The organism is Metapseudomonas phytobenefica (assembly GCF_043392685.1).
In the GTDB taxonomy this organism is placed as follows: Bacteria; Pseudomonadota; Gammaproteobacteria; order Pseudomonadales; family Pseudomonadaceae; genus Metapseudomonas.
Genome location: NZ_JBHZGM010000036.1, coordinates 12664 through 34465, shown reverse-complemented (window position 1 = coordinate 34465; position 21802 = coordinate 12664). Strand labels below are relative to the sequence as shown.

Annotated in this window: 24 protein-coding genes and 1 pseudogene; 15 read left to right on the top strand and 10 right to left on the bottom strand. The window is 63.8% G+C overall.

Going from position 1 to position 21802, the window contains the following annotated elements; translation table 11 throughout:
* Window positions 1-14: 14 nt before the first annotated feature.
* From ACFW0B_RS22385 to ACFW0B_RS22375, 3 genes are all read right to left on the bottom strand, one after another.
* The gene (locus tag ACFW0B_RS22385; protein ID WP_449151173.1) at window positions 15-1016 is read right to left on the bottom strand and encodes an alpha-ketoacid dehydrogenase subunit beta; all 1002 of its coding nucleotides are present in this window, start codon (window positions 1014-1016) and stop codon (window positions 15-17) included.
* On the bottom strand, window positions 1009-2103 hold the full coding sequence (gene pdhA, locus ACFW0B_RS22380) for a pyruvate dehydrogenase (acetyl-transferring) E1 component subunit alpha (RefSeq protein WP_449151172.1): 1095 nt from the start codon (window positions 2101-2103) through the stop codon (window positions 1009-1011). Before pdhA ends, ACFW0B_RS22385 begins: the two co-directional genes overlap by 8 nt.
* Before the next feature lie 92 nt (window positions 2104-2195).
* A complete protein-coding gene (locus ACFW0B_RS22375) occupies window positions 2196-3215 on the bottom strand; it encodes a Leu/Phe/Val dehydrogenase (RefSeq protein WP_449151171.1) in 1020 nt (339 codons plus the stop codon).
* A 164-nt stretch (window positions 3216-3379) separates the two neighbouring features.
* Between ACFW0B_RS22375 and ACFW0B_RS22370 the strand changes: the two genes are divergently transcribed.
* Together ACFW0B_RS22370 and ACFW0B_RS22365 are read left to right on the top strand one after the other, a co-directional pair.
* Window positions 3380-4183, top strand: coding sequence for a SirB1 family protein (locus tag ACFW0B_RS22370; protein WP_449151170.1), 804 nt, complete (start codon window positions 3380-3382; stop codon window positions 4181-4183).
* A gap of 92 nt (window positions 4184-4275) precedes the next feature.
* Window positions 4276-5682: an NAD(P)/FAD-dependent oxidoreductase gene (locus tag ACFW0B_RS22365; protein ID WP_449151169.1), complete on the top strand. Its 1407-nt coding sequence runs from the start codon at window positions 4276-4278 to the stop codon at window positions 5680-5682.
* 59 nt (window positions 5683-5741) lie between these two features.
* On the opposite strand, the gene ACFW0B_RS22360 is transcribed toward ACFW0B_RS22365, so the two are convergent.
* From ACFW0B_RS22360 to ACFW0B_RS22340, 5 genes are all read right to left on the bottom strand, one after another.
* A complete protein-coding gene (locus tag ACFW0B_RS22360) occupies window positions 5742-6515 on the bottom strand; it encodes a crotonase/enoyl-CoA hydratase family protein (protein ID WP_449151168.1) in 774 nt (257 codons plus the stop codon).
* A gap of 253 nt (window positions 6516-6768) precedes the next feature.
* Window positions 6769-7680, bottom strand: coding sequence for an SDR family oxidoreductase (locus tag ACFW0B_RS22355; RefSeq protein ID WP_449151167.1), 912 nt, complete (start codon window positions 7678-7680; stop codon window positions 6769-6771).
* 104 nt (window positions 7681-7784) lie between these two features.
* Window positions 7785-8036, bottom strand: a complete 252-nt coding sequence (locus ACFW0B_RS22350) for a hypothetical protein (protein WP_449151166.1) — start codon at window positions 8034-8036, stop codon at window positions 7785-7787.
* 262 nt (window positions 8037-8298) lie between these two features.
* On the bottom strand, window positions 8299-8682 hold the full coding sequence (locus ACFW0B_RS22345) for a VOC family protein (RefSeq protein WP_449151165.1): 384 nt from the start codon (window positions 8680-8682) through the stop codon (window positions 8299-8301).
* Window positions 8683-8746: 64 nt separating this feature from the next.
* Window positions 8747-9859, bottom strand: a complete 1113-nt coding sequence (locus ACFW0B_RS22340) for an S-(hydroxymethyl)glutathione dehydrogenase/class III alcohol dehydrogenase (RefSeq protein ID WP_449151164.1) — start codon at window positions 9857-9859, stop codon at window positions 8747-8749.
* A 137-nt stretch (window positions 9860-9996) separates the two neighbouring features.
* Here ACFW0B_RS22340 and ACFW0B_RS22335 point away from each other — a divergent pair, with 137 nt between their 5' ends.
* Both ACFW0B_RS22335 and ACFW0B_RS22330 read left to right on the top strand, forming a co-directional pair.
* Window positions 9997-10989 (top strand): GlxA family transcriptional regulator, encoded by a 993-nt coding sequence (locus tag ACFW0B_RS22335; RefSeq protein ID WP_449151163.1) that lies wholly within the window; start codon window positions 9997-9999, stop codon window positions 10987-10989.
* Window positions 10982-11224, top strand: coding sequence for a hypothetical protein (locus tag ACFW0B_RS22330; RefSeq protein ID WP_449151162.1), 243 nt, complete (start codon window positions 10982-10984; stop codon window positions 11222-11224). Before ACFW0B_RS22335 ends, ACFW0B_RS22330 begins: the two co-directional genes overlap by 8 nt.
* A 184-nt stretch (window positions 11225-11408) precedes the next feature.
* Here ACFW0B_RS22330 and ACFW0B_RS22325 read toward each other — a convergent pair whose 3' ends face one another.
* Window positions 11409-11687, bottom strand: a complete 279-nt coding sequence (locus tag ACFW0B_RS22325; protein ID WP_449151161.1) for a hypothetical protein — start codon at window positions 11685-11687, stop codon at window positions 11409-11411.
* 13 nt (window positions 11688-11700) lie between these two features.
* On the opposite strand from ACFW0B_RS22325, the gene ACFW0B_RS22320 reads away from it, so the two are divergent.
* The 11 genes and pseudogenes from ACFW0B_RS22320 to ACFW0B_RS22270 all read left to right on the top strand — a co-directional run bounded on the left by ACFW0B_RS22320 (window position 11701) and on the right by ACFW0B_RS22270 (window position 20845).
* Window positions 11701-12045 (top strand): aromatic ring-hydroxylating oxygenase subunit alpha, encoded by a 345-nt coding sequence (locus ACFW0B_RS22320; RefSeq protein WP_449151160.1) that lies wholly within the window; start codon window positions 11701-11703, stop codon window positions 12043-12045.
* Between the two features lie 54 nt (window positions 12046-12099).
* Window positions 12100-12849, top strand: coding sequence for an SRPBCC family protein (locus ACFW0B_RS22315; protein ID WP_449151159.1), 750 nt, complete (start codon window positions 12100-12102; stop codon window positions 12847-12849).
* Window positions 12846-13982, top strand: coding sequence for an ABC transporter ATP-binding protein (locus tag ACFW0B_RS22310; RefSeq protein ID WP_449151158.1), 1137 nt, complete (start codon window positions 12846-12848; stop codon window positions 13980-13982). The genes ACFW0B_RS22315 and ACFW0B_RS22310 overlap by 4 nt, the downstream gene beginning before the upstream one ends.
* Before the next feature lie 40 nt (window positions 13983-14022).
* Window positions 14023-14172: a hypothetical protein gene (locus tag ACFW0B_RS22305; RefSeq protein ID WP_449151157.1), complete on the top strand. Its 150-nt coding sequence runs from the start codon at window positions 14023-14025 to the stop codon at window positions 14170-14172.
* Between the two features lie 12 nt (window positions 14173-14184).
* Window positions 14185-15081 (top strand): annotated as a pseudogene (locus ACFW0B_RS22300) (ABC transporter substrate-binding protein); the annotation flags it as partial.
* A 70-nt stretch (window positions 15082-15151) separates the two neighbouring features.
* On the top strand, window positions 15152-16420 hold the full coding sequence (locus ACFW0B_RS22295) for an ABC transporter permease (protein WP_449151156.1): 1269 nt from the start codon (window positions 15152-15154) through the stop codon (window positions 16418-16420).
* 12 nt (window positions 16421-16432) lie between these two features.
* Window positions 16433-17254, top strand: coding sequence for an ABC transporter permease (locus ACFW0B_RS22290; protein WP_449151155.1), 822 nt, complete (start codon window positions 16433-16435; stop codon window positions 17252-17254).
* A gap of 55 nt (window positions 17255-17309) precedes the next feature.
* Window positions 17310-18089 carry a phytanoyl-CoA dioxygenase family protein gene (locus tag ACFW0B_RS22285; protein WP_449151154.1) on the top strand — a complete coding sequence of 260 codons (780 nt, stop codon included), beginning with the start codon at window positions 17310-17312 and terminating at the stop codon, window positions 18087-18089.
* 116 nt (window positions 18090-18205) lie between these two features.
* Complete coding sequence (locus ACFW0B_RS22280) at window positions 18206-19324, top strand: aromatic ring-hydroxylating oxygenase subunit alpha (protein WP_449151153.1); 1119 nt, start codon at window positions 18206-18208, stop codon at window positions 19322-19324.
* 37 nt (window positions 19325-19361) lie between these two features.
* Window positions 19362-19676 (top strand): 2Fe-2S iron-sulfur cluster-binding protein, encoded by a 315-nt coding sequence (locus ACFW0B_RS22275; RefSeq protein ID WP_449151152.1) that lies wholly within the window; start codon window positions 19362-19364, stop codon window positions 19674-19676.
* A 2-nt stretch (window positions 19677-19678) separates the two neighbouring features.
* Window positions 19679-20845 carry an NAD(P)/FAD-dependent oxidoreductase gene (locus ACFW0B_RS22270; RefSeq protein WP_449151151.1) on the top strand — a complete coding sequence of 389 codons (1167 nt, stop codon included), beginning with the start codon at window positions 19679-19681 and terminating at the stop codon, window positions 20843-20845.
* A gap of 137 nt (window positions 20846-20982) precedes the next feature.
* Here the strand turns inward: ACFW0B_RS22270 and ACFW0B_RS22265 are convergent, their stop codons facing one another.
* Window positions 20983-21765, bottom strand: a complete 783-nt coding sequence (locus ACFW0B_RS22265) for a class II aldolase/adducin family protein (RefSeq protein ID WP_449151150.1) — start codon at window positions 21763-21765, stop codon at window positions 20983-20985.
* Window positions 21766-21802 lie beyond the last annotated feature (37 nt).

Genomic DNA, 21802 nt, shown 5'->3' with positions numbered 1-21802 from the left:
GTGCGCTCCTCGTCTCAGGCGTAGTTCAGCACCAGCTCACAGGCCGCAAGAATGTCTTCCGGGCTGGGGATGTAGAGCTGCTCCAGGCGATACAGCGGCGGTGGAATATCCGGCGCGGTGACCCGCTGGATGGGCGCCTGCAGGTCGAGCAGCGCGCGCTCGTAGAGGCTGGCCGCGATCTCCGCGCCAACGCCGCAACTGCGCGGCGCCTCGTGGACGATCACGCAGCGGCCGGTCTTGCGCACCGATGCCTCCAGAGTGTCGAGGTCCAGCGGCTTGATGCTGGCCACGTCTATCACTTCGGCGGAAACACCCTGCTCCTCCAGCTTCGCGGCAGCCTGCAGGGTTTCGTGGACACTGGCGCCCCAGCTGACGAGGGTGATGTCCGAGCCTTCGCGCAGGGTGAAGCAGCTGTCCAGCGGCAGGCGCCTGCCGTCGTCGATGATCGGTTGCGGGTTCATCCGGTAGAGCCGGGTGGGTTCGAGGAAGATCACCGGGTCCGGATCGTCGATGGCCGCCAGCAACAGGCCGTAGGCCCGTGCCGGCGAAGACGGGATCACCACCCGCAGGCCGGGGATGTGGGCGAACAGCGCCTCGGTGCTTTCGCTGTGGTGCTCCGGCGCGCGAATGCCGGCGCCCATGGGGCTGCGCAGGACCATCGGGCAGGTGATCCGGCCACGGGTGCGGCAGCGCATGCGGCTGGCGTGGGACACCAGGTGTTCCATGGCCGCGTAGATGAAGCCGAGGAACTGGATTTCCATCACCGGCTTCAGGCCTTGGGCGGCCATGCCCACGGCGAGGCCGCCGATCATGGTTTCCGCCAGCGGCGTGTCGATCACCCGCTTGAAGCCGAAGCGGTCACGCAGGCCGAGGGTGGCGCGGAACACGCCGCCGTTGACGCCTACGTCCTCACCGAGAACCACGACGTTCTCGTCTTCCTGCATGGCGCGGTGCAGGGCCAGGTTGACGGCTTCCAGCAGGGCGCGTTTTTCGGTGGTGGCGTTGAGGTTACTCATGGCTACCTCCTTGCTCACGCCGGGCAACCCGTTCCAGGAGCATTTCTCGCTGCTCGCCAAGGGCCGCGGGCCAGCGCGCATAGACGTGGTCGAGCACAGCTTCCACCGGCTGGATTCCGGCGGATTCGAAATGATCCACAGCCGCCTGTACCTGCCGCTGGCAGTCGGCGATCAGCGCCTGCTCGCGCCCTTCGTCCCAGACCCGGTTGGCGGCGAGGAAGGCCTGCATGCGCTTGATGGGTTCTTCCAACCAGGCCGCCTTGACCTCTTCGGCGCTGCGATAACGGGTGGCGTCGTCGGCGGTGGTGTGGTCGCCCAGGCGGTAGCTGAGGCATTCCAGCAGGATCGGTCCCTTGCCGTGGCGCGCGCGGTCCAGCGCCCACTGCACGCGGTCATAGACGGCCAGTACGTCGTTGCCGTCGACCTGTTCGCCGTGGAAGCCGGCGCCGATGGCCTTCTGCGCCAGGGTGGGCGCGCCGCTCTGGATGCGCCGGGGCACCGAGATGGCCCACTGGTTGTTGTTCACCACGAAAACCACCGGCAGTTGCCAGGCCCCAGCCACGTTAAGGGCTTCGAGGAAGTCACCTTTGCTGGTGGCGCCGTCGCCGCAGGTGGTGACCACCGCACGGTGCTGCCCACGGATCTTGATCGCCGTGGCCACGCCACAGGCATGCAGGGCCTGGGTGGCGATGGGCACGCAGATGGGGAAGTCCTCTTTCGAGCGAGGGTCCTGGAAGTCGCTGCCGCGTTCGTCGCCGCCCCAATACAGGAGGATTTCCTCCATGCGCACACCGCGCATCAACTGCACGGCGGTGTCGCGGTAATAGGGCACCAGCACGTCTTCGTCGCGCATCAGGTTGCCGATGGCGACGCCGATGGCCTCCTGGCCCAGGGTCGGGGCGTAGGTGCCGATGCGGCCGGTGCGTTGCAGGGCCACCGCCTTCTGGTCGAACAGGCGGGTCAGCACCATGCGGCGATAGAGGTGGGTGAGGAGGTTGAAATCGTCGGCCCAGGCTGGCAGTTCGCCGACCAGCCGCCCCTCCGGGTCGAGGAAGCGTGTATAGGGCACATCGATCCGATTGGACATGGCATCTCTCCTTACACCTTTTGAGTGCCTCTGCAGTACCCGGGGCTTGTGGCTCCGGGAGCCAACAGGCCGGGCCGCTGGTTGGCGGCCGCTCAGCCGAACAGCAAGCGCTCGGCCATGGCGTCGGCGACCCGCGCGGGGGATCGCTTGTCGGCCTGGGCGTGCGCGTAGATCTCGGTAAGCCGCTGGCTGATCCGCGACAGGTGTGCGGTGATCGCCGGCAGCGACTCGCCCTTGTGCTTGAGGGCAACGTAGATCAGCCCGCCGGAATTGATCACGTAGTCCGGCGCATAGAGGATGCCGCGCGCCTCCATCTCGTCGGCGATCTCGGGGCTGGCGAGCTGGTTGTTGGCCGCGCCGGCCACCGCCGCGCAACGCAGCTGGCCCACCGTCTGGGCGTTGAGCACACCACCCAGGCCGCAGGGCGCGAGGATGTCGCACGGTGTGGTGAGGAAGGCATCGGCAGCCACCGGTTGGGCGCCCAATTGCTCGATGGCCAGTTGCACACGGCCGCTGTCCAGGTCGCTGACCAGCAGCTCGGCACCCGCTGCATGGAGCTGTTCGGCCAGGGCGTAGCCCACGTGGCCGAGACCCTGCACGGCGATGCGCAAACCTTCGAGGTCGTCGCTGCCCAGGCGCGCATGGGCGGTGGCGCGGATGCCGGCGAAGACGCCGAGGGCGGTGTGCGGCGAAGGATCGCCAGCGGCGGTGGTACTGGTGACGTAGCGGGTCTGCTGGGCGATGCAGTCCATGTCGGCGCTGGAGGTGCCGCTGTCCACCGCGGTGATGTAACGGCCATTGAGGGACTCGATCATGCGGCCGAAGGATTCGAACAGTGCGGCGCGGTCAGGCACGTGGGCCGGGCGGATGATCACCGCCTTGCCGCCCCCCTGGTCGAGTCCGGCCAGCGCGGCCTTGTAGCTCATGCCCTGGGCGAGGCGGATGGCGTCACGGATGGCGCTTTCGTCATCGGGATAGGCGAGATAACGGCAGCCCCCCAAGGCCGGGCCGAGGCGGGTGTTGTGGATGGCGATGATGGCCTTGAGTCCGGTGGCGGGGTCGTTGGCGAGGTGCAACGCCTCCAGCCGGGCGGTTTCCATCATGGCGAACATGGCGAGCTCCATTCCTGACTTTAGGGCCAGTATAGGTCGGCCTGCGCCATCCGGGCTCTTGCATCCGGGCATAAGCCGAGGCGTCGAGATAACCGTTGTTCGTGCCACTACTGGACGAAAATCAACCAGTTGGCTACAAGAAAACAACCTCTCGGAGATACCCCATGGACCCGCGCCAACGCTGTCTAGCCTGCCTCGAACGCGAGCCTCCGGCGATGCTGGAGGCCGCCCTGTGGATCGCTGCCGAGCACGATCCGCGCCTGGACCCGGAACGGGTGCTGCGCGAATTTGGCAGCCTGCTGCAGCTGGTGGCGGCCGGCCTGCCGGACCTGGCGCCGGCGGAACTGGCCCAGCCACTGTTGCGACGGCTGAACGAGCTGGACTTCCACGAGGACGACGACACGCCCCTGCGCCCGCGCGCCGCGTTGCTGCCCGAAGTGCTCGCCCGGCGCCGGGGGCAGCCGCTGTCGCTGGCGCTGATCGCCCTGGAGCTGGCCGCCCGCCTGGGCATTCCCCTGGCGGGCGTGGGCTTTCCCGGCCACTTCCTGCTGCGCGTGCCCGGTGCCGACCACCTGCTCGACCCGTGCAGTGGCCGCCGCCTCTACACTCGCGATTGTCGCGACCTGCTGATCCGCGTGTTGGGGCCCCAGGCGGAACTCCAGGCGGTCCACCTGCAGGTGGCCAGCGCAAGGGAAATGCTCCAGCGCCTGTCGCGCAACCTGCGCTTGCTGCACCAGGAGGCCGGCGAGTTCCTCGCCGCGCTGAAGGACGCCGAGCGCGTACTGCTGCTCGGCCCGCCGACCATGCATGACCACCTGGCCCGTGCCGACATCTACCAGCGCCTGGATTGCCCCCAGGCGGAACGCTTTGACCTGGAGCGCGCCCTGCTGCTCTGCGACAACCCGGCCCAGCACCTGCAACTGGCCCAGCGCCTGCGCCGGCTGGGGCATGCACAACCGCTGCATTGATGACGCCCCTGCAACTTGCGTATCACACACGACAAGCGCCCGGCCAGGCTTCAGCCTTGCCAGCCACGACAACCTGCCAACGGGAACCCGCCATGCCGAACTGGCGCTCGATCAGCCTGTGGATGGACACACTCGATGAAAACATCAGGCCACGACCGGCGCTGGCCGGCTCGCTGGAGGTGGACGTGGCGATCATCGGCGCCGGCTACACCGGGTTGTGGACGGCCTATTACCTCAAGCGCCAGGCCCCGGAGCTGAAGATCGCCATCGTCGAGTCGGAGTTCGCCGGCTTTGGCGCCAGCGGCCGCAACGGCGGCTGGCTGATGGGCAACCTGCTGGGCGAGGACCGTGCCCTGGCGCCGCTGCCCGGCGAAGTGCGCAAGGCCTCCTTCGACCTGCTCCATGGCATCCCTGACGAAGTGGCCGAGGTGCTGCAGCGCGAAGGCATCGACTGCCACTACCGCAAGGGCGGCATCCTCTATTGCGCCGCACGCTACCCGGAGCAGGAACAGCGCCTGCGCGAGCAACTGGCCGAGCTGTATGCCGAAGGCCTGAGCGAAGCCGACTACCGCTGGCTGAGCCCCGAGGAACTGAACGGCCAGTTGCGCATAGCCAACCCCTACGGCGGCATCCACACCCCGCACTGCGCCACCATCCAGCCGGCCAGGCTGGTCCGCGGACTGGCGCGGACGGTGGAGCGCATGGGCGTGCAACTGTTCGAGCAGAGCCCCGCCAGCCACTGGCAGCCGGGGTTGGTACGCACCGCCCAGGGCGAACTCAGGGCGCACTGGGTGGTGCCGGCCGTCGAAGGCTACGCCGCCAGCCTGCCGCCGCTGGGCAAGTACCAGTTGCCGGTGCAGAGCCTGCTGATCGCTACCGAACCGTTCTCCGACGCGCAGTGGGCGGAGATCGGCCTGGAACACGGCCAAGCCTTCAGCGAGAGCAGCCGCCAGGTGACTTATGCACAACGCACCGCCGACAACCGCCTGGCCTTCGGCGCGCGGGGCGGCTACCGCTTCGGCGGCCGGCTGCGCCAGGACTTCCGCCTCACCGAGGACGAACTCGACCTGCGCCGCTACCTGCTGGGCGAGCTCTTCCCGCAACTGCGCAATGTGCGCATCACCCACAGCTGGGGCGGCAACCTGGGCATGGCGCGGCGCTTCCGCCCGCACATGCTGGTGGACCGCAAGAACGGCATCGCCCTGTCCGGCGGCTACGGCGGCGAGGGCGTGGGCGCCAGCAACCTGGGCGGACGCACCCTGGCGGACCTGATCCTCGGCAGGGAATCCCTGCTCACCCGCCAGCCCTGGGTGCTCGGCGACGGCCCGCTGAAGCGCCTCAGCGCCTGGGAACCGGAACCCTGCCGCTGGCTCGGCTACAACGCCATCATCCGCAGCTTTGTCCACGAGGATCGGGTGCTGGCCAATCCCCACAGCGCCCGCTGGCGCCGGGCCATGGCGCAGAAACTGGCGGGCCTGCTGGAAAGCCTGATGCGCTAGGTTGCGCGAAATCTCACGGCAGCTGTTCGCGAGCAGAGCTCGCTCCTACAGCATCGCAATCACCCGTCGAAACGACCGTGCCGCCCCTGCCCCGCCTTGAAGGAGCGGGCGCCCGCCAGGGTTTCTCCGCTGTGGATAACCTGCATCCCGCCCTTGAATTCATTGGCGATGGCCGCCTCGAAGGGCAGTTCCCACTGGGCATAGGCGCTGGCCCGGTCCGCCAGCATGCAGCGCTGTGGAAAGGCAGCGATGGTGTGCGCCAATTCCTCGGCCGCAGCGCGGGCCTGGCCCTTGGGGACGATTCGGTTGGCCAGCCCCATGGCGAGTGCTTCCTGGGCCGTCACCGGACGCCCGGTGAGGATCAGGTCCAGCGCCCTGCCCTGACCGACGATGCGCGGCAGGCGCACAGTGCCGCCATCGATCAGCGGCACACCGAAACGCCGGCAGAACACACCGAAAATCGCGTCCTCGGCCATCACCCGCATATCCGCCAACAGCGCCAGTTCCATGCCGCCGGCCACCGCATGGCCCTCGATGGCGGCGATCAGCGGTTTCGCCAACTGCATCCGGCTCGGGCCCATGGGGCCATCGCCCTCCTGTTCCAAGCGGTTGCGGCGTGCGCCGTCCTCGGCCACGGCCCCCAGGTCGGCGCCGGCGCAGAAGGTGCCGCCTGACCCGGTGAGCACCGCCACCCGCGCCTCTTCGTCCACCTCGAAGGCCCGCAGCGCCGCCGCCAGGGCATCGGCGGTGGGCCGGTCGACGGCGTTGCGCACCTCGGGACGGTCGATGATCAGGGTGGTGATCGCGCCGTTCTTCTCGACTCTGACGTTCATGGGGGCTCCTGGGCTGGTAGATAGACGGGCAGCGTTTCCTGTGGGGGCGATTTCAATCGCTATGCAGGCCGCAGGCCTGCCCGATGAGATCCAACAGGGCAGCTGCGCCGCCCTTGGCGATTGAAATCGCCCCAAGTGATTCACCCGCCCCGTCGCCAATGAAAAAGGCCGGCAACGAGGCCGGCCTTCAACATAGTGCTTCTGTGCAGGATTGTTCAGCGCCCTGGCGGAACTGCCCCGCTGATCGGCGGGATCAGAGGGCGTACTTCTGCAGGTTGGCCATCATCTCGCGCAGGGCCTCGACGTTGTCCGCCGGGTGCGCCGCGCCTTCGAAGTCGCAGATGGCCTGCCAGTTGGCCGCCACGTCCTCGGCATCGAAGCCGGCCCTGGGGTCGAAGCCGAAGCCCAGGCTGCGCTCCCAGCGCACCTTGCCGATCCAGCCACCACCCACTTCGAACAGGCCGGAGGTTTCCTGGCACTGCTCGCTGCCGAGGAACACCACCAGCGGGCTCACCAGCTCGGGCTTGAGCTGTTCGAACACCTGCGGCGGGATCAGGCCTTCGGTCATGCGGGTGCCGCCGGTGGGGGCGATGGCGTTGACCAGGATGTTGTTCTTGCGGCCTTCGATGGCCAGATTGCGGGTCAGGCCGTAGAGGCCGAGCTTGGCCATGCCGTAGTTGGACTGGCCGAAGTTGCCGTAGATGCCCGAGGTGGACGAGGTGAAGATGACGCGGCCATAACCCTGCTCGCGCATGTGCGGCCAGGCGGCACGGGTGACCTTGTAGGCGCCTTCGACGTGAACCTTGTAGACCAGGTCCCAGTCGGCGTCTTCCATCTTGTGGAAGGTCTTGTCGCGCAGGATGCCGGCGTTGTTCACCACCACGTCGACGCGGCCGAAATGATCGAGGGCGGTCTGCACGATCTTCTCGCCGTCGGTCACCGAGTCATGGCTGGCCACTGCGGTGCCGCCGGCTTCGCGGATTTCCGCCACCACACGGTCGGCCGCCGAGGCGTTGGCGCCTTCACCGTGGGTGCTGCCGCCCAGGTCGTTGACCACAACCCGCGCGCCATGACGGGCGAACAGCAGCGCATGGGCGCGGCCAATGCCGCCACCGGCGCCGGTGACGATTACGACTTTGTCTTCGAAGCGGATTGCATCGCTCATGGGCTGGCTCCTTGGCGGGTTCTGGTTATGCGCCGAGTCTCCGGCAGCTTCCCCAGCCTCACAAGAATCGGAGCCACCATGAATAGTGCTCGATAAGGGCGACGTTACTTGAAAGGAATGAACAGGGTTCCGCGTGGACGCAGCTTGAACAGCCACCAGCTGTAGCTGTGGCAGAGCAACGCCAGCAGGGCGGATGCCAGCAGGCAACCGATCGCGGCCAGCCAGCTCCACAGGCCCGGATCGCGCAGGATGGCGTAGCCGATGAGGCTGAGGCTGCAGATCAACAGCAGGGCCGCGACACCCGGCCCAAGGGTGCGGATGACGGGATAGAGGAAGACCAGGAGACGGAAGAGCATGAGCGGACCTCGATGCTGCCGGGCAGTCTCTGCACGGCGGTTCAGGGAGGTCCGGATACTAGTGCCAGGCCCCGTGGCGGCGATCTAGGAATGATCCGATTCCGCTGTCAGAGCCGGTCCTGAAAAGCCAGGTAATGCTCCAGCACCCGCTCGGGAGCTTCGGAGGGAACATTGAAAACGCGGAGTGCGAAGAAGGGACACGGCGAGGGGAATGTCCCCAGGACCGGGAAGGCGACACCCGATGGGTGTCGCCTGGGGCGGCTTACTCAGCCTTGAAGCAGTAGACAGCGAGCTTGTTGCCATCGAGGTCACGGGCATAGGCGGCGTAGGCATTCTCGGCCCAGCCGCGCGGGCCGGCAGCGCCTTCGTCCTTTGCGCCGGCAGCCAGGGCGGCTTCATGGAAGGCATGGATGGCAGCACGGTTCGGCGCCTCGAAGCTGACGGTGACGCCGTTACCGACAGAAGCCGGCTGGCCGTTGGCAGGCTTGAGTACGAAGAAGGAAGGCTTGTCCACACCCCAGATCGAGCCGTTGTCGCCCAAGTCGGCAAGGCGCTTGAGGCCAAGTTTGCCGAGGACTTCGTCGTAGAATTCGCGAGCTTTGGCCAGATCGTTGGTACCGACGGTTACGCGAGTGAAGATCGACATGGATGACTCCGGTGCAGGTGGGTTCTCAGGAGAAGCGGCACTTCCCGTGAAGTGCCGCCGGTAGTTAGAAGTGGACGACCGAGCGGATGCTCTTGCCTTCGTGCATCAAGTCGAAGGCCTTGTTGATGTCTTCCAGACCCATGGTGTGAGTGATGAACTTATCGAGCGGGATTTCGCCCCTCTCGGCCTGGGCGACATAGCTCGGCAGTTCGGTACGGCCTTTCACGCCACCGAAAGCGGAACCGCGCCAGACACGACCAGTCACCAGCTGGAAAGGACGAGTGCTGATCTCGGCGCCGGCAGGTGCCACGCCGATGATGGTGGATTCACCCCAGCCCTTGTGGCAGCACTCGAGGGCTGCACGCATCAACTGAACATTGCCGATGCACTCGAAGGAGTAGTCGACGCCGCCATCGGTCAATTCGACGATGACATCCTGGATCGGACGGTCATGCTCCTTCGGGTTGATGAAGTCGGTGGCGCCCAGCTCCTCGGCGATGGCGAACTTGGCCGGATTGATGTCGATGGCGATGATGCGCGAAGCCTTCGCCATCTTCGCCCCGATGATCGCCGCCAGGCCGATGCCGCCCAGGCCGAAGATGGCCACGGTAGCGCCCTCTTCCACCTTGGCGGTGTTCAGCACGGCGCCGATGCCGGTGGTCACGCCGCAACCCAGCAGGCAGACTTTTTCCAGCGGTGCGTCCTTCGGAATCTTCGCCAGGGAGATTTCCGGCAGCACGGTGTACTCGGAGAAGGTCGAGCAGCCCATGTAGTGGTAGATCGGCTGGCCGTTGTAGCTGAAGCGGGTAGTGCCATCGGGCATCAGGCCCTTGCCCTGGGTGGCGCGCACCTTCTGGCACAGGTTGGTCTTGCCGGACTTGCAGAATTTGCACTCGCCACATTCGGCGGTGTACAGCGGGATCACGTGGTCGCCCACCTGCAGGGAGGTTACGCCCTCGCCCACTGCCTCGACGATGCCGCCGCCCTCGTGGCCGAGGATGCAGGGGAACACGCCCTCGGAATCCGCGCCGGACAGGGTGTAGGCATCGGTATGGCAGACGCCGGTGGCCACGATCCGGACCAGAACCTCGCCAGCCCTGGGAGGCTGCACATCGACTTCAACAATTTCGAGCGGCTGATTCGGTCCGAAAGCGACCGCTGCGCGTGACTTGATCATGGTGACGGATACCTTACGTGTGCTATTCAGGTGACCCCCACGATAAAAAAGTCCGATTCATCGCGCTTGTGTAAATGGCTTTGAATTCGGCCAAGCTGACGCGAAATCGCGCCAGGCATTGGATAAGAGAAGTAACGATGCTCGGTCCTGAAACTGCAATTTGTCGAACTGTCGATATAGTGATCTACCCGGAGTTCAAGTCATTCGAGGCCATCGGCCCAATGACGGTCTTCACCTATGCGAACAAGCACCTGGAAGCGCAGGGCAAGGCGCCTGGATATGAAGTGAGGATTGCTTCGACACGACTTGGCCCCATCCCCTCCGACACCCTGATGTGCCTGGAAGCGAGTCGTACTCTCGACGAAGAATCCCTTGCCGATTCCATCATGCTGGTCGGCGCTCACGAGATAGAACGAATAATCGAGGAGCAGTCGGAAATAGTGGAGTGGACCCGGCGTGTCGCACCGAAGGTCGATCGCTTCGCCGCGCTGTGCTCGGGGGCGCTGTTCCTCGCCGCATCCGGCCTGCTTGATGGCAAGAGGGCGACCACCCACTGGCGGATGGCCAAGGTCATGCAGCAGCGATATCCGGAGGTCCAGGTCGATATCGACTCCATCTTCGTTCGTGAAGGCAATCTCTGGACCTCGGCGGGAGTCAGCGCATCGGTGGATCTGGCGCTCGCCTTCGTCGAGGCCGACTTCGGCCATGACCTCGCCCTGCAGGTAGCCCAGGACCTGGTGATCTTCCTGAAGCGCCCCGGCGGCCAGTCCCAGTTCAGCGCCAACCTCACAAGCCAGATGACCCAGGCGCCGGGAATGCGCGCGGTTCAGGAGTGGGTGCTGAACAATATCGACCAGAAGATCAGCGTATCGCTCATGGCCAATCAAGCCTCCATGAGGCTCAGGAATTTCACCCGGATCTTCCATAAGGAAGTGGGGGTCTGTCCGTCCGAGTTCCTCGAAAAGGCCAGGATCGACAAGGCGCGGCGGTTGTTGTGCGAAAGCGGGCTGCCGATGAAGAGCGTGGCCTTCAAGTGCGGCTTTGCCACCGTCGACCAGATGCGGAATATCTTCAAGAAGCATTTGTCGGTGACGCCCAGGCAGTACCAGGAACGCTTCCTGGATGGCTGATGCCGCCTCGGGAATCGAACATGAACTAGCCGTTCCATGGTTTCCCCAGCGTCCGCGCCATTTACCGGGCGTGCTCGCCGGGCGACGCAACACTCACTTCTGCATGCGCCGGACTGATCTGGAACCGCGCATTTTCCATATCGACCCTGACAACCGCAGTCGCTGCGGCCTCGGCGCCACCCGCTCACGAGAACGTACCTTTATCCGTTCGTCGAAGGCGAAACTCTCGGCCTGAATCGCTGTTCACCTGCCCCGCACAGCGCATGTCTGTCGCATATGGCGAGGCAGCCCGCATTCGACGCTATCCCCCTTGGGCATCTGCGCTGTCTGGAGTGACGAGCAGATTTTTCTTCGATAAGTATCGATATAGTGCACCAAAATGGAGCGACTATTTGTATACATCTTTGCCCTGCTTGTTCTTACTGTTTGTATTCAACTTTCCGCTTCTCTTTATCAGGCAAGGCATTGCGCAAAAGCTCGGGAAATCTGATCTTTCCATGAAATGCCACTTTCACCCCAAAATGTGGCGTGATGCACCAATAGAAGTCGTCGTTAAGCAACTTTTTCATAGGCCTAAGGAACATTTTTAATAATTTCCTCGGGTATCCTGCTTCGCCAATATCAATCCCACCTTCATTCGCCGTGCGCGGGTTCGATACGCCGACGGCGTTGGTATTCGGGCTGCTTGCCTCACCCATTCGAGGAACTTCCATGACTCAGCTGATCTTTCCTGCACCGGTGACCGAACTCATCGCGGAGCTACAGGCAAACTGTGATCGGGACTTCGCCGATGCCCGCGCAATGCCGCCGGCGGTCTACACCTCGCCGCAGTTCCTGGAACTCGAGAAAGAGCATCTGTTTCGCACCCAGTGGTTGTGCGTGGGCCGCGCCAGCCGCTTGCAGAAGACCGGCGATTACATGACCTGCGACATCGCTGGCCAGCCGGTGGTGGTGCTGCGCGACGACCAGAACGAAATCCGCGCGTTTTCCAACGTCTGCCTGCATCGCATGTCGGTATTGCTGCAAGGCAGCGGGAATGTGCGCTCCATCGTCTGACCGTACCACGCGTGGGGCTATGACCTGCAGGGGAAACTGCGCGGAGCGGCGCAAATGCATCGCCAGAGCGGGTTCTGCAAGAGCGACTACCAGCTGCCCAGCGTGCGTTGCGAGGTATGGCAAGGCTGGGTGTACGTGACCCTCGATGACAGCCTGCCGCCGATTTCCGAACACCTGAGCGAGCTCGAAAACCTCATCGCCCACTACCGCATGGAGGACTACGTCGAGACCTTCCAGGAAGAGCACATCTGGGACACCAACTGGAAGATCCTGGCTGAGAACTTCATGGAAAGTTATCACCTGCCCATGTTGCACCGGGCGACCGTGGGGCCGTACTCCAAGCTCGACGAGATGGAGTGTCCGCCGGGCCATGAGGCGTTCAACTATCACTGGATCACCAAGGAAGCGTCGCTGGCGATTGGCAACGCGCACCCCGATAACCAGCATCTGGAAGGTCACTGGCGCAAGACCACGGCACTGCTGGCCATCTATCCCAGCCACCTGATCACGCTGACTCCCGGCTACTTCTGGTATCTGATCCTGCAGCCGCACGGTGTCGATCAGGTCCATATCCGCTTCGGTGGCGGTCTTTCTCCGGAATTCATCAATGATCCGAAAGGCGCGGAGTACCTGAGCAGCCTCAAGACCCTGCTCGATGAGGTCAACGCCGAAGACCGCCAAGGCGTGGAGGCGGTGATGCGGGGAGTGCGCGCGCCGCTGGCCAAGCCGGGCCATCTGAGCCATCTGGAGCGCCCGAACTATGACTTCGCCCGTTACATCGCAGCACGAGTGAATCCGCGATGAACGCGCCGCTGACCAGCAAGGTATCCCCGGCGCTGAGCGAGCCTTTCATCAGCTTCAAGGACGTCAGCAAGTCCTACGATGGCAAGGACTATGTGGTCTACGGGCTGGACCTGGACATCGCCCAGGGAGAATTCATTTCTTTGCTCGGGCCTTCGGGCTCGGGCAAGACCACATCCCTGATGATGCTGGCGGGCTTCGAGACGCCGAGCAAGGGCGAGATCCGCATGGCGGGGCAGCGTCTGGATGACCGCCCCCCCTACGAGCGGGACATCGGCATGGTGTTCCAGAACTACGCCCTGTTTCCCCATATGACCATTGCCGAGAACGTCGGCTTCCCCCTGTCGGTGCGCAAGGTCGACCGCGCCCTGATCAAGACGCGGGTTCAGCGGGCGCTGGAAATGGTGGAGCTGTCGCACATTGGCAACCGGCGGCCGGCGCAATTGTCAGGCGGCCAGCAACAGCGCGTCGCCCTGGCTCGTGCACTGGTCTTCGAACCCCGCCTGATCCTGATGGACGAGCCGCTGGGCGCCCTGGACAAACGCCTGCGCGAGCACATGCAGTACGAAATCATGCGCCTGCACCGGGAGCTGGGGCTTACCACGGTCTACGTCACCCATGACCAGTCCGAAGCGCTGACCATGTCTGACCGGGCGGCGGTCTTCTTCGACGGCCGCATCCAGCAGATCGCGCCGCCCCAGGAGCTGTACGAAAACCCGCAGAACGGTTTCGTGGCCAACTTCGTCGGCGAGAACAACGGGCTCTCTGGGCTGGTGACTGCCGTCGAGGAAGAGCAGGCGACCCTGACCCTTCCGAGCGGTGCCAGGATCCAGGGCCGCGTTTCGCAGGAGCTTGGCCTCGGTACCCCCGGCATGTTGTTCGTGCGTCCCGAACAGGTCAGCGTCGTGGAGAACGATGTCAGCCTGGGCAACCGCGTGCGTGGGACGGTGGAGGAGATCATCTACTGCGGCGACCATAACCGGGTGCATGTGCGCCTGGGCGAATCCGACCTGATGGTATGCAAGTTGCCTAACAGTTCGGGCCACCAACGGCCTTCCCAGGGCAGCGTGATCGATCTGACCTGGAAGACGGACGACTGCAAGATCCTGGCCCCGTTCGCCAGGGACCTACCCTGATCCACCCTTGCGCTAACCCTGAACCGTGGAGAAGTCCGATATGCCCATCAAGCCAATAATAAATATTCTCGCCGGCACCTGTGCAGTTGCGACCCTGCTGGCAGCGGGCCCCCTGCAAGCCGCCACCAAGCTGTCGGTGGTGACCTTCGGTGGCGCCTATGAAGCCGCAGTAAAGTCCGCCTACTTCTAGCCTTTCACCCAGGCCACGGGAGTGGGCTTCAACCTCGAGGCATACGATGGCGGGCTGGCCAAGCTGGCCGCGATGGTCCAGGCCAATAACACCACCTGGGACGTGATCGACCTGGAATCCAACGATGCCATCGCCGGGTGTGACGAAGGCCTGCTGATGAGAATCGACAAGGCCAGCCTGGGCGATACCAGCGATTTCATCCCGGGTTCGATCAGTGACTGCGCCGTGGCCAGCATGGTCTGGTCGACCATCTTCGCCTACGACACGGCCAGGCTCGCAACCGCCCCGACTCAGATCAACGACTTCTTCGATACGCAGAAGATCCCGGGCAAGCGCGGCCTGCGCAAGAGCCCCAAGGGTACGCTGGAATGGGCACTGCTGGCCGATGGCGTGCCGAAGGAAGAGGTCTACAAGGTACTGGGCACGCCAGCCGGACTTGACCGTGCCTTCAAGAAGCTCGACAGCATCAAGAAGGACATCATCTGGTGGGAATCCGGTGCCCAGGCACCCCAGCTGCTGGCTGACGGCGCGGTCGTCATGACCCAGGCCTACAACGGCCGCATCCAGGATGCGGTGCGGAAGGATTCCAAGCCGTTCGCCATTGTCTGGGATGGCCAGGTCTACGACTTCGAATGGTGGGGCATCCCCAAAGGCTCGAAAAATGCCAAGGAAGCTGCGGACTTCATCGCCTTCGCCTCCAAGCCCGAGGTGATTTCCCAGCTGTCGCGCTACATCGCCTACGCACCGCCCCGCACCAAGGCGCTGCCGCTGGTCGAGCCGAGCATCCTCAAGGACCTGCCTACCGCCACCGCCAACTTCGGTAACGCGGTGCAGATCGATGCGAGCTTCTGGACGGACAATTTCGACCAGATCAACAAGCGCTTCCAGAACTGGCTGACCCAGTCCTGAGACTCATACACGCCGCCCCCTCGCGGGGCGGCGGCCTGATCCGGGCGATCGCAATACTCTGGAGTGACCCATGAATGTGACGATATCCGCGCCGGTCGGCGGCGAGAGTGTGCCCGCCGCGCAAGACAAGGCCGAACAGACCCGCTCATATCGCCAGGCGCAACGCCGCGAATCGCGCAAGGCCCTGTTGCTGGCTGCACCGTTACTGCTGTTTCTGCTGATCACTTTCATCACGCCCATCGCCATCCTGCTGATGCGCAGCGTGCAAAACCCCGAAGTGCCAGGGGCACTGCCGGGCTTGACCCAGGCCTTGCAGCACTGGGACGAACAGGGCCTGCCTGGTGCCAGTACCTACGCCGTGCTGGCCAGGGAACTGGAGCAGGCCGCAGGCAACGACGAACTGGGCACTGTTGCCCGGCGCCTGAACTTCTATAACCCGCAGATGCGCAGCCTGCTGCTGAAAACCGCGCGCAAGCTCGACGTACAGCAGTCGGACGACTGGCGGGCGACGCTGGCAGGCATCGACGCACGCTGGGAGGACCCGCAGATCTGGCGCATCCTCAAGCGGGCTGCGCAGTCGCCAACGCCCGATTACCTGCTCAATGCGCTCGACAGCCATATCGACAGCAACGGTGAAATCACCAGCCTGCCTGCCGAGGAGTCAGTCTATCTGGAGGCTTTCTCCCGCACTGTCTGGATCAGCGCCAGCGTCACCCTGATCTGCCTCATTCTTGCGTACCCGGTCGCCTGGTTGCTGGCCAATCTGCCGGCCCGGCAAAGCAATCGCCTGATGCTGCTGGTGATCGTGCCGTTCTGGACGTCGCTGCTGGTGCGGACTACCGCCTGGTATGTGCTGCTGCAACCCAACGGCGTGATCAACAGCCTGCTGAGCGGGTTGGGGCTGGTAAGCCAACCCTTGCACCTGATGTTCAATCGCACCGGTGTATTGATCGGCATGACCCACATCCTGCTGCCGTTCATGATCCTGGCGATCTACTCCGTGATGAAAGGCATTTCGCCAGTGTACATGCGTGCAGCCCAGTCGCTGGGTGCCCGGCCACTGACCGCCTTCATGCGCACCTATGTGCCGCAGACCTTCGCAGGAATCGGAGCCGGCTGCTTCCTGGTGTTCGTTCTGTCGCTGGGCTACTACATCACCCCGGCCCTGTTGGGCGGAGCGGGTGACGAAATGATCAGCCAGTTGATCTCCGTGCAGACCAACCAGCAATTGAACTGGGGGTTGGCAGGGGCACTGTCGGCTTACCTAGTGATCTTCACCGCCATCTTCTACTTCATTTTCAACCGTCTGGTAGGCATTGATCGCCTGCGCTTCGGTTAATCGGAGAAGACCATGAAAACGCATTACTGGTCGCGCCTGGAGCGCTGGAGTGCACGCTGGGTACGCTGGCATACGGCGCTGGTGCTGTTCTTCCTGGTGGCACCGATCCTGATCATCATTCCGCTGTCGTTCAACTCCAGCTCGTATTTCTCCTACCCGATGACCGGCGTGTCGCTGCGCTGGTACGAGGCGGCGCTGAGCGATCCGCAATGGCAGCGCGCGTTCTTGAACAGCCTGGGTATCGGCTTCGCCTCCACCCTCCTGGCGACCACGCTGGGAACATTGGCGGCAATGGGCCTGAGCCGTCCGAGCTTTCCCTGGCGCGGGCTGATCATGCCGCTGCTGATCTCGCCGATGATCATCCCGATCGTGGTGGTCGCCGCGGGCTTCTACTACATCTTCGCGCCACTGGGCCTGGTGGATTCCTATCTGGGAGTGATTCTGGCCCATACGGTCCTCGGCACGCCCTTCGTGGTGATCACCGTCTGCGCGGCCCTGCAATCGTTCGACCACAGCATGACCCGCGCCGCCAGCGGCCTGGGCGCCAGGCCCTGGGTCTGCTTCCGGCGGGTGACGCTGCCCCTGATCACCCCCGGGGTCGCGACTGGCGCGGTGTTCGCCTTCGCCACCTCGTTCGATGAGGTGATCGTGGTGCTGTTCATTGGCGGCGCGGAGCAACGCACCGTGCCGCGCCAGATGTGGAATGGCATTCGCGACCAGATCGATCCGTCGATCCTGGTGGTCGCGACCCTGCTGATCCTTTTCGTACTGGCGTTGTATGGCTGCGTGAGCTGGCTGGGCAAGCGCAACCAGGTAGCAGTGACGAGTGACTGACTGATCGCAATCGGTGATTTCGATGCAAGCCAAGGAGCGAGCAATGAACGAGCAAATGCGTGAAGACTTTTCGCGGGACGGAGTGGTGGTGGTACGTGGGCTGTTCAAGGACTGGATCGAACCGCTGCGTGAAGCGGTAGCGTACAACCTCGAGAATCCAGGTCCGTTCTTCAGGAATTACAGTCCGGACCAGGCCCAGGGCCGCTTCTTCGGGGATTACTGCAACTGGCCCAACAACCCCGGGTACCGTTCCTTCATCCAGAGCGGCCCGGCTGCGGCGCTGGCCCGGGAACTGATGGGTTCCCAGCAGGCGCGCATCTTCCATGAGCATGTGCTGGTGAAGGAACCGGGGAGCAACAAGCCCACGCCCTGGCATCACGATGAGCCCTATTACTGCGTAACGGCCGACCAGACCGTCAGCATCTGGCTGCCGCTGGATCCCGTGGCGCGCAATTCGAGTGTCGAATTCGTCGCCGGGTCCCATCGCTGGGGAAAACTCTTCCGTCCGCGAAAATTCACCGGGGTCGATTACGAGCGTACGACCACCAACCTGGAACCCCTGCCGGATATCGAAGCGAACCGCGCCGAATACAGGATCCTGGGCTGGGATCTGGAACCCGGGGATGCGATCGCCTTCGACTACCTGACGGTCCACGGGGCACCGGGCAACGCGTCCAGCGAACACTCGCGCCGGGTTATCTCCACGCGCTGGCTGGGGGATAACGCGCGCTATGTCGACAGGGGCGGCGAAACCTCACCGCCATATCCGCATCTTGCCGGTCGCCTGAAAACGGGCGACCCGCTCCCGGCCGACGAGTTTCCAGTCATCGGCTAAGCGAGCAGGCGCCACCGCCGGCGGCGAGTCGAACAGGTATTTGAACAATGTCGTGTCAGAACAATAGTTGCGGAGTACAGCCGATGGAGAATCAGCGGAGCAGGATGGTTGCGGAGATGGCAGCGCAGCTACACGAAATCGCTGCGCTTCCCGAGTCCGAAGCCCGGTGCCTTCCAGGGAAATTCTATACGTGCCCGGACTTCTTTCAGTTCGAGGTTGAAACCTTCCTCAAGAAGGAGTGGCATTGCGTCGGTCGCGTCGATGAAGTGCCGGCTCCCGGGGATTTTTTCACGACCCATCTGTTCAATGAGCCGCTGCTGATCTGCAGGGGGGACGATGGCGAGATACGCGCCCTGTCCAATCTCTGCCGGCACAGGGGCATGCCGTTGGCGGAGGGGCGCGGCTCGACCCGGCGCTTCGTCTGCTCCTACCATGCGTGGAGCTATGGGCGCGATGGCAAATTGTCCAACGCACCGCGCATGCAGGATAAGGGCGTCAATGCCGAGAAGTGCAGCCTGCCAAGCTTCAGATCCGAAGTCTGGAACGGCTTCATCTACGTCAACCTGGACGACGATGCAGCCCCCCTGAGCAGTCGGCTGGAAAACCTGGAGGCGCTGCTTGGCAATTACGGTACGCAGGACATGCGTATCGTCCATACCCAGGAAGAGATCTGGAATACCAACTGGAAGTGCCTCGTCGAGAACTTCATGGAGGCCTATCACCTGTCGGTCGTTCACCCGGGCACCCTGCATCCCTATACGCCGACCAGCCTCAGCCGGAAGTCGATGTCCGACGACTCCTTCACGAGCTACTGCGCCAACTATCCCGATCACGCCGAATCGCGTGGGGTAGGAGCTCCGGAGTTGACCGAGGAAGAGCGGACCCGTTCGACATTGTTCTGCCTGTTCCCCACCCAGATAGCGAGCCAGGCCGCGACCTTGCTGGTATCCCTGTCGATCCAGCCTCTGGCCGTCGACAAGATCCTGGTCCGCTGGACCATGTCGACCTACTCGGACGAACTGACCAGTGAAGAACTGGAGGCAAGGCTTGCCTTGTGGAACGAGGTCAACCGCGAGGACCGCGAAAAACTCGAACGGATGCAGCGCGGACTGTCGTCGCGGCATGCGCCCTCCGGGCCACTGTCGCCGCGAGATTTCGAAGGCACGATCTGGGACTTCTATCGATACCTTTCGCGCAGCATCTCTTCGCCACTCACGATCGGCGCTGTCAACTAACAGCCTTCCATCTCACATTTTCGAGGAGTCTATTTTCATGCCCAATGTAACTTGGAAATGCTTTGACGGAACGACCGTGTCGGCGGAAGTCGAGAACGGCATCAGTCTGATGGAGGCCGCCGTCAACCATGATGTGACGGGTGTATTCGGCGATTGTGGCGGAGCCTTGTCGTGTGCGACCTGCCATGTCGTGGTCGACGAAACCTGGCATGACAGGGTGCCGAGTCCGACCGCGATGGAGGAGGAGATGCTCGACATGGTCCAGGGCGGCAGGACCTCCCGCAGTCGTCTGAGCTGCCAGATCAGGATGACCGATGAACTGGACGGTATCGTCCTGCATGTGGGGTCGTAGCCATGAGCCAGAACATTCTCATAATCGGCGCGGGCCAGGCTGCCGCGTCGTGCGCGGCGAAGCTGCGCGCACTCTCGCCAGATTGCCGGATCACCATCGTCGGTGACGAATCCCACCTCCCCTACCAGCGTCCACCGCTGTCGAAGGCCTTCCTCACCGGCGCGCTGCCGATGGAGCGCCTCTCGCTACGCCCACGCACCTGGTATGACGCACAGTCGATCACCCTGATGAGTGGAGTGCAGGTCCGGTCCATCGACAGGTCCACGCGCCTGGTCACGCTGGAAGGCGGTGAGCAACTTGCCTACGACAAGCTCGTACTGGCCACGGGTTCGCGCCCCCGGGCGCTTCCCGAAAGCCTGGCCGGCAACACCAGCCGCATCTACACCCTGCGCGGAATAGACGATGCCGAAAAGCTCAAGGTTGAACTGCGTCCCGGCAACAGGGCACTGGTGGTGGGCGGTGGATATGTCGGCCTGGAGTTCGCCGCGTCTGCAGCGAAGGCCGGCCTGGAGATCGTGCTCGTCGAGGCCGGCGAGCGCATTCTCGGCAGGGTGGCTTCCAGGGAAACCGCCGATTACTTCCGTGAGCTGCACCGTAGTCACGGCGTCGAGATTCTCGAGGGCGTCGGACTGCAGTCGCTCTGCGACAAGGCTGGTGCAACACAGGCCACGCTTTCCGACGGCAGACAGATCGAAGTCGATTTCACGGTCGTGGGCATCGGGGCCATCGCCAATGACGAACTGGCAGCGGCGTGCGGTCTCGAAACACGGAACGGTGTCCTCATCAATGAAGCCTGCCAGACCAGCGATCCGCTCATTTTCGCGGTGGGCGATTGTGCGACCTTGCTGCGCGATGGCCTGACCACCCGGACCGAGTCCGTACAGAACGCCATCGAGCAGGGGGAGACCGCGGCTCATTCGATGCTGGGACTGGAACTCCCTGCTGGAAAAACGCCCTGGTTCTGGTCGGATCAGTACGATACGAAGCTGCAGATTGCGGGTATCAATCGCGGCTACGACCGTACCGAGGTCAAGACCGGGACACGACCCGGGGCGCAATCCGTCTGGTACTACGCCGGTGAGAAGCTGATTGCCGTCGATGCCATCAATGACCCGGTGACCTACATGACTGTCCGACGCATGCTGGACGCTCAGGTTTCAGGGGCGTAACCGGCAGATCGACGCGCCCGTCCAGGCGAATGCGGGGAGGTTCGAGTGTGCCCTCGGGGCGGTAACTACCGGCCCGAGGCGCTCACTCCCGCAAGCCCGGGCGCGCCAATCGCCCAGAGGGATTCAGGCCAGCACCATCACTGGTCGTAGCCGGGCATCTGCTGGTCGAGCTTGCGCAGCAGCGCCGGCCACGGCAGCGCGCCGCCCATGCCCTGGGAGCTTTTCATCACGCCGGCGATCATCGCCTGGGCGCCATCGAGGATCTGCTGCGGGATGTGGATAAGTTCGCCGCCACCGGCCTGGGCCATCACCTGGATCTCGCAGGCACGCTGCAGGGTGAACATGCCGAGGAAGGCGTCGGCGATGCTACCGAAGGCGGTGAGCAGGCCGTGGTTGGGCAGGATCATGAAGTTGGCCTGGCCGAGGTCGGCTTGCAGACGGGCCTTTTCCTCGTGGTGCAGGGCCACGCCTTCGTAGCTGTGGTAGGCCAGGCTGGCGAGCACGAACAGCGACTGCTGGGACAGCGGCAGCAGGCCGTTCTTCTGCGCGGAAACGGCGATGCCAGCGGGGGTGTGGATATGCAGCACGCAACCCACGTCGGGGCGTACCTGGTGAACCGCGCTGTGGATGGTGTAGCCGGCCGGGTTGATGTCGTAGGGGCTGTCCATCAGCTTGTTACCGGCCAGGTCGATCTTCACCAGGCTCGATGCGGTGATCTCGTGGAACATCAGCCCGTAGGGATTGATCAGGAAGTCTTCGGTGCCGGGGACCTTGGCGGAGATGTGGGTGAAGATCAGGTCATCCCAACCGTACAGGGCGATCAGCCGGTAGCAGGCGGCCAGATCGACGCGGGTCTGCCATTCGACAGCGGACACCTGGTCCTTGAGGTAGAGCGACGGGAGGGCGTGAGCGGCGGTCATGGCGAAACCTCGTTGTCGTTGTACGTGCGACGAGTCT

What these genes read in the sequence shown, in the direction of transcription:
- ACFW0B_RS22385 (WP_449151173.1), bottom strand. Translation starts at nt 1,016, where the DNA reads ATGAGTAACCTCAACGCCACCACCGAAAAACGCGCCCTGCTGGAAGCC.
- pdhA (WP_449151172.1), bottom strand. Translation starts at nt 2,103, where the DNA reads ATGTCCAATCGGATCGATGTGCCCTATACACGCTTCCTCGACCCGGAG.
- ACFW0B_RS22375 (WP_449151171.1), bottom strand. Translation starts at nt 3,215, where the DNA reads ATGTTCGCCATGATGGAAACCGCCCGGCTGGAGGCGTTGCACCTCGCC.
- ACFW0B_RS22370 (WP_449151170.1), top strand. Translation starts at nt 3,380, where the DNA reads ATGGACCCGCGCCAACGCTGTCTAGCCTGCCTCGAACGCGAGCCTCCG.
- ACFW0B_RS22365 (WP_449151169.1), top strand. Translation starts at nt 4,276, where the DNA reads ATGCCGAACTGGCGCTCGATCAGCCTGTGGATGGACACACTCGATGAA.
- ACFW0B_RS22360 (WP_449151168.1), bottom strand. Translation starts at nt 6,515, where the DNA reads ATGAACGTCAGAGTCGAGAAGAACGGCGCGATCACCACCCTGATCATC.
- ACFW0B_RS22355 (WP_449151167.1), bottom strand. Translation starts at nt 7,680, where the DNA reads ATGAGCGATGCAATCCGCTTCGAAGACAAAGTCGTAATCGTCACCGGC.
- ACFW0B_RS22350 (WP_449151166.1), bottom strand. Translation starts at nt 8,036, where the DNA reads ATGCTCTTCCGTCTCCTGGTCTTCCTCTATCCCGTCATCCGCACCCTT.
- ACFW0B_RS22345 (WP_449151165.1), bottom strand. Translation starts at nt 8,682, where the DNA reads ATGTCGATCTTCACTCGCGTAACCGTCGGTACCAACGATCTGGCCAAA.
- ACFW0B_RS22340 (WP_449151164.1), bottom strand. Translation starts at nt 9,859, where the DNA reads ATGATCAAGTCACGCGCAGCGGTCGCTTTCGGACCGAATCAGCCGCTC.
- ACFW0B_RS22335 (WP_449151163.1), top strand. Translation starts at nt 9,997, where the DNA reads ATGCTCGGTCCTGAAACTGCAATTTGTCGAACTGTCGATATAGTGATC.
- ACFW0B_RS22330 (WP_449151162.1), top strand. Translation starts at nt 10,982, where the DNA reads ATGGCTGATGCCGCCTCGGGAATCGAACATGAACTAGCCGTTCCATGG.
- ACFW0B_RS22325 (WP_449151161.1), bottom strand. Translation starts at nt 11,687, where the DNA reads ATGGGTGAGGCAAGCAGCCCGAATACCAACGCCGTCGGCGTATCGAAC.
- ACFW0B_RS22320 (WP_449151160.1), top strand. Translation starts at nt 11,701, where the DNA reads ATGACTCAGCTGATCTTTCCTGCACCGGTGACCGAACTCATCGCGGAG.
- ACFW0B_RS22315 (WP_449151159.1), top strand. Translation starts at nt 12,100, where the DNA reads ATGCATCGCCAGAGCGGGTTCTGCAAGAGCGACTACCAGCTGCCCAGC.
- ACFW0B_RS22310 (WP_449151158.1), top strand. Translation starts at nt 12,846, where the DNA reads ATGAACGCGCCGCTGACCAGCAAGGTATCCCCGGCGCTGAGCGAGCCT.
- ACFW0B_RS22305 (WP_449151157.1), top strand. Translation starts at nt 14,023, where the DNA reads ATGCCCATCAAGCCAATAATAAATATTCTCGCCGGCACCTGTGCAGTT.
- ACFW0B_RS22295 (WP_449151156.1), top strand. Translation starts at nt 15,152, where the DNA reads ATGAATGTGACGATATCCGCGCCGGTCGGCGGCGAGAGTGTGCCCGCC.
- ACFW0B_RS22290 (WP_449151155.1), top strand. Translation starts at nt 16,433, where the DNA reads ATGAAAACGCATTACTGGTCGCGCCTGGAGCGCTGGAGTGCACGCTGG.
- ACFW0B_RS22285 (WP_449151154.1), top strand. Translation starts at nt 17,310, where the DNA reads ATGCGTGAAGACTTTTCGCGGGACGGAGTGGTGGTGGTACGTGGGCTG.
- ACFW0B_RS22280 (WP_449151153.1), top strand. Translation starts at nt 18,206, where the DNA reads ATGGCAGCGCAGCTACACGAAATCGCTGCGCTTCCCGAGTCCGAAGCC.
- ACFW0B_RS22275 (WP_449151152.1), top strand. Translation starts at nt 19,362, where the DNA reads ATGCCCAATGTAACTTGGAAATGCTTTGACGGAACGACCGTGTCGGCG.
- ACFW0B_RS22270 (WP_449151151.1), top strand. Translation starts at nt 19,679, where the DNA reads ATGAGCCAGAACATTCTCATAATCGGCGCGGGCCAGGCTGCCGCGTCG.
- ACFW0B_RS22265 (WP_449151150.1), bottom strand. Translation starts at nt 21,765, where the DNA reads ATGACCGCCGCTCACGCCCTCCCGTCGCTCTACCTCAAGGACCAGGTG.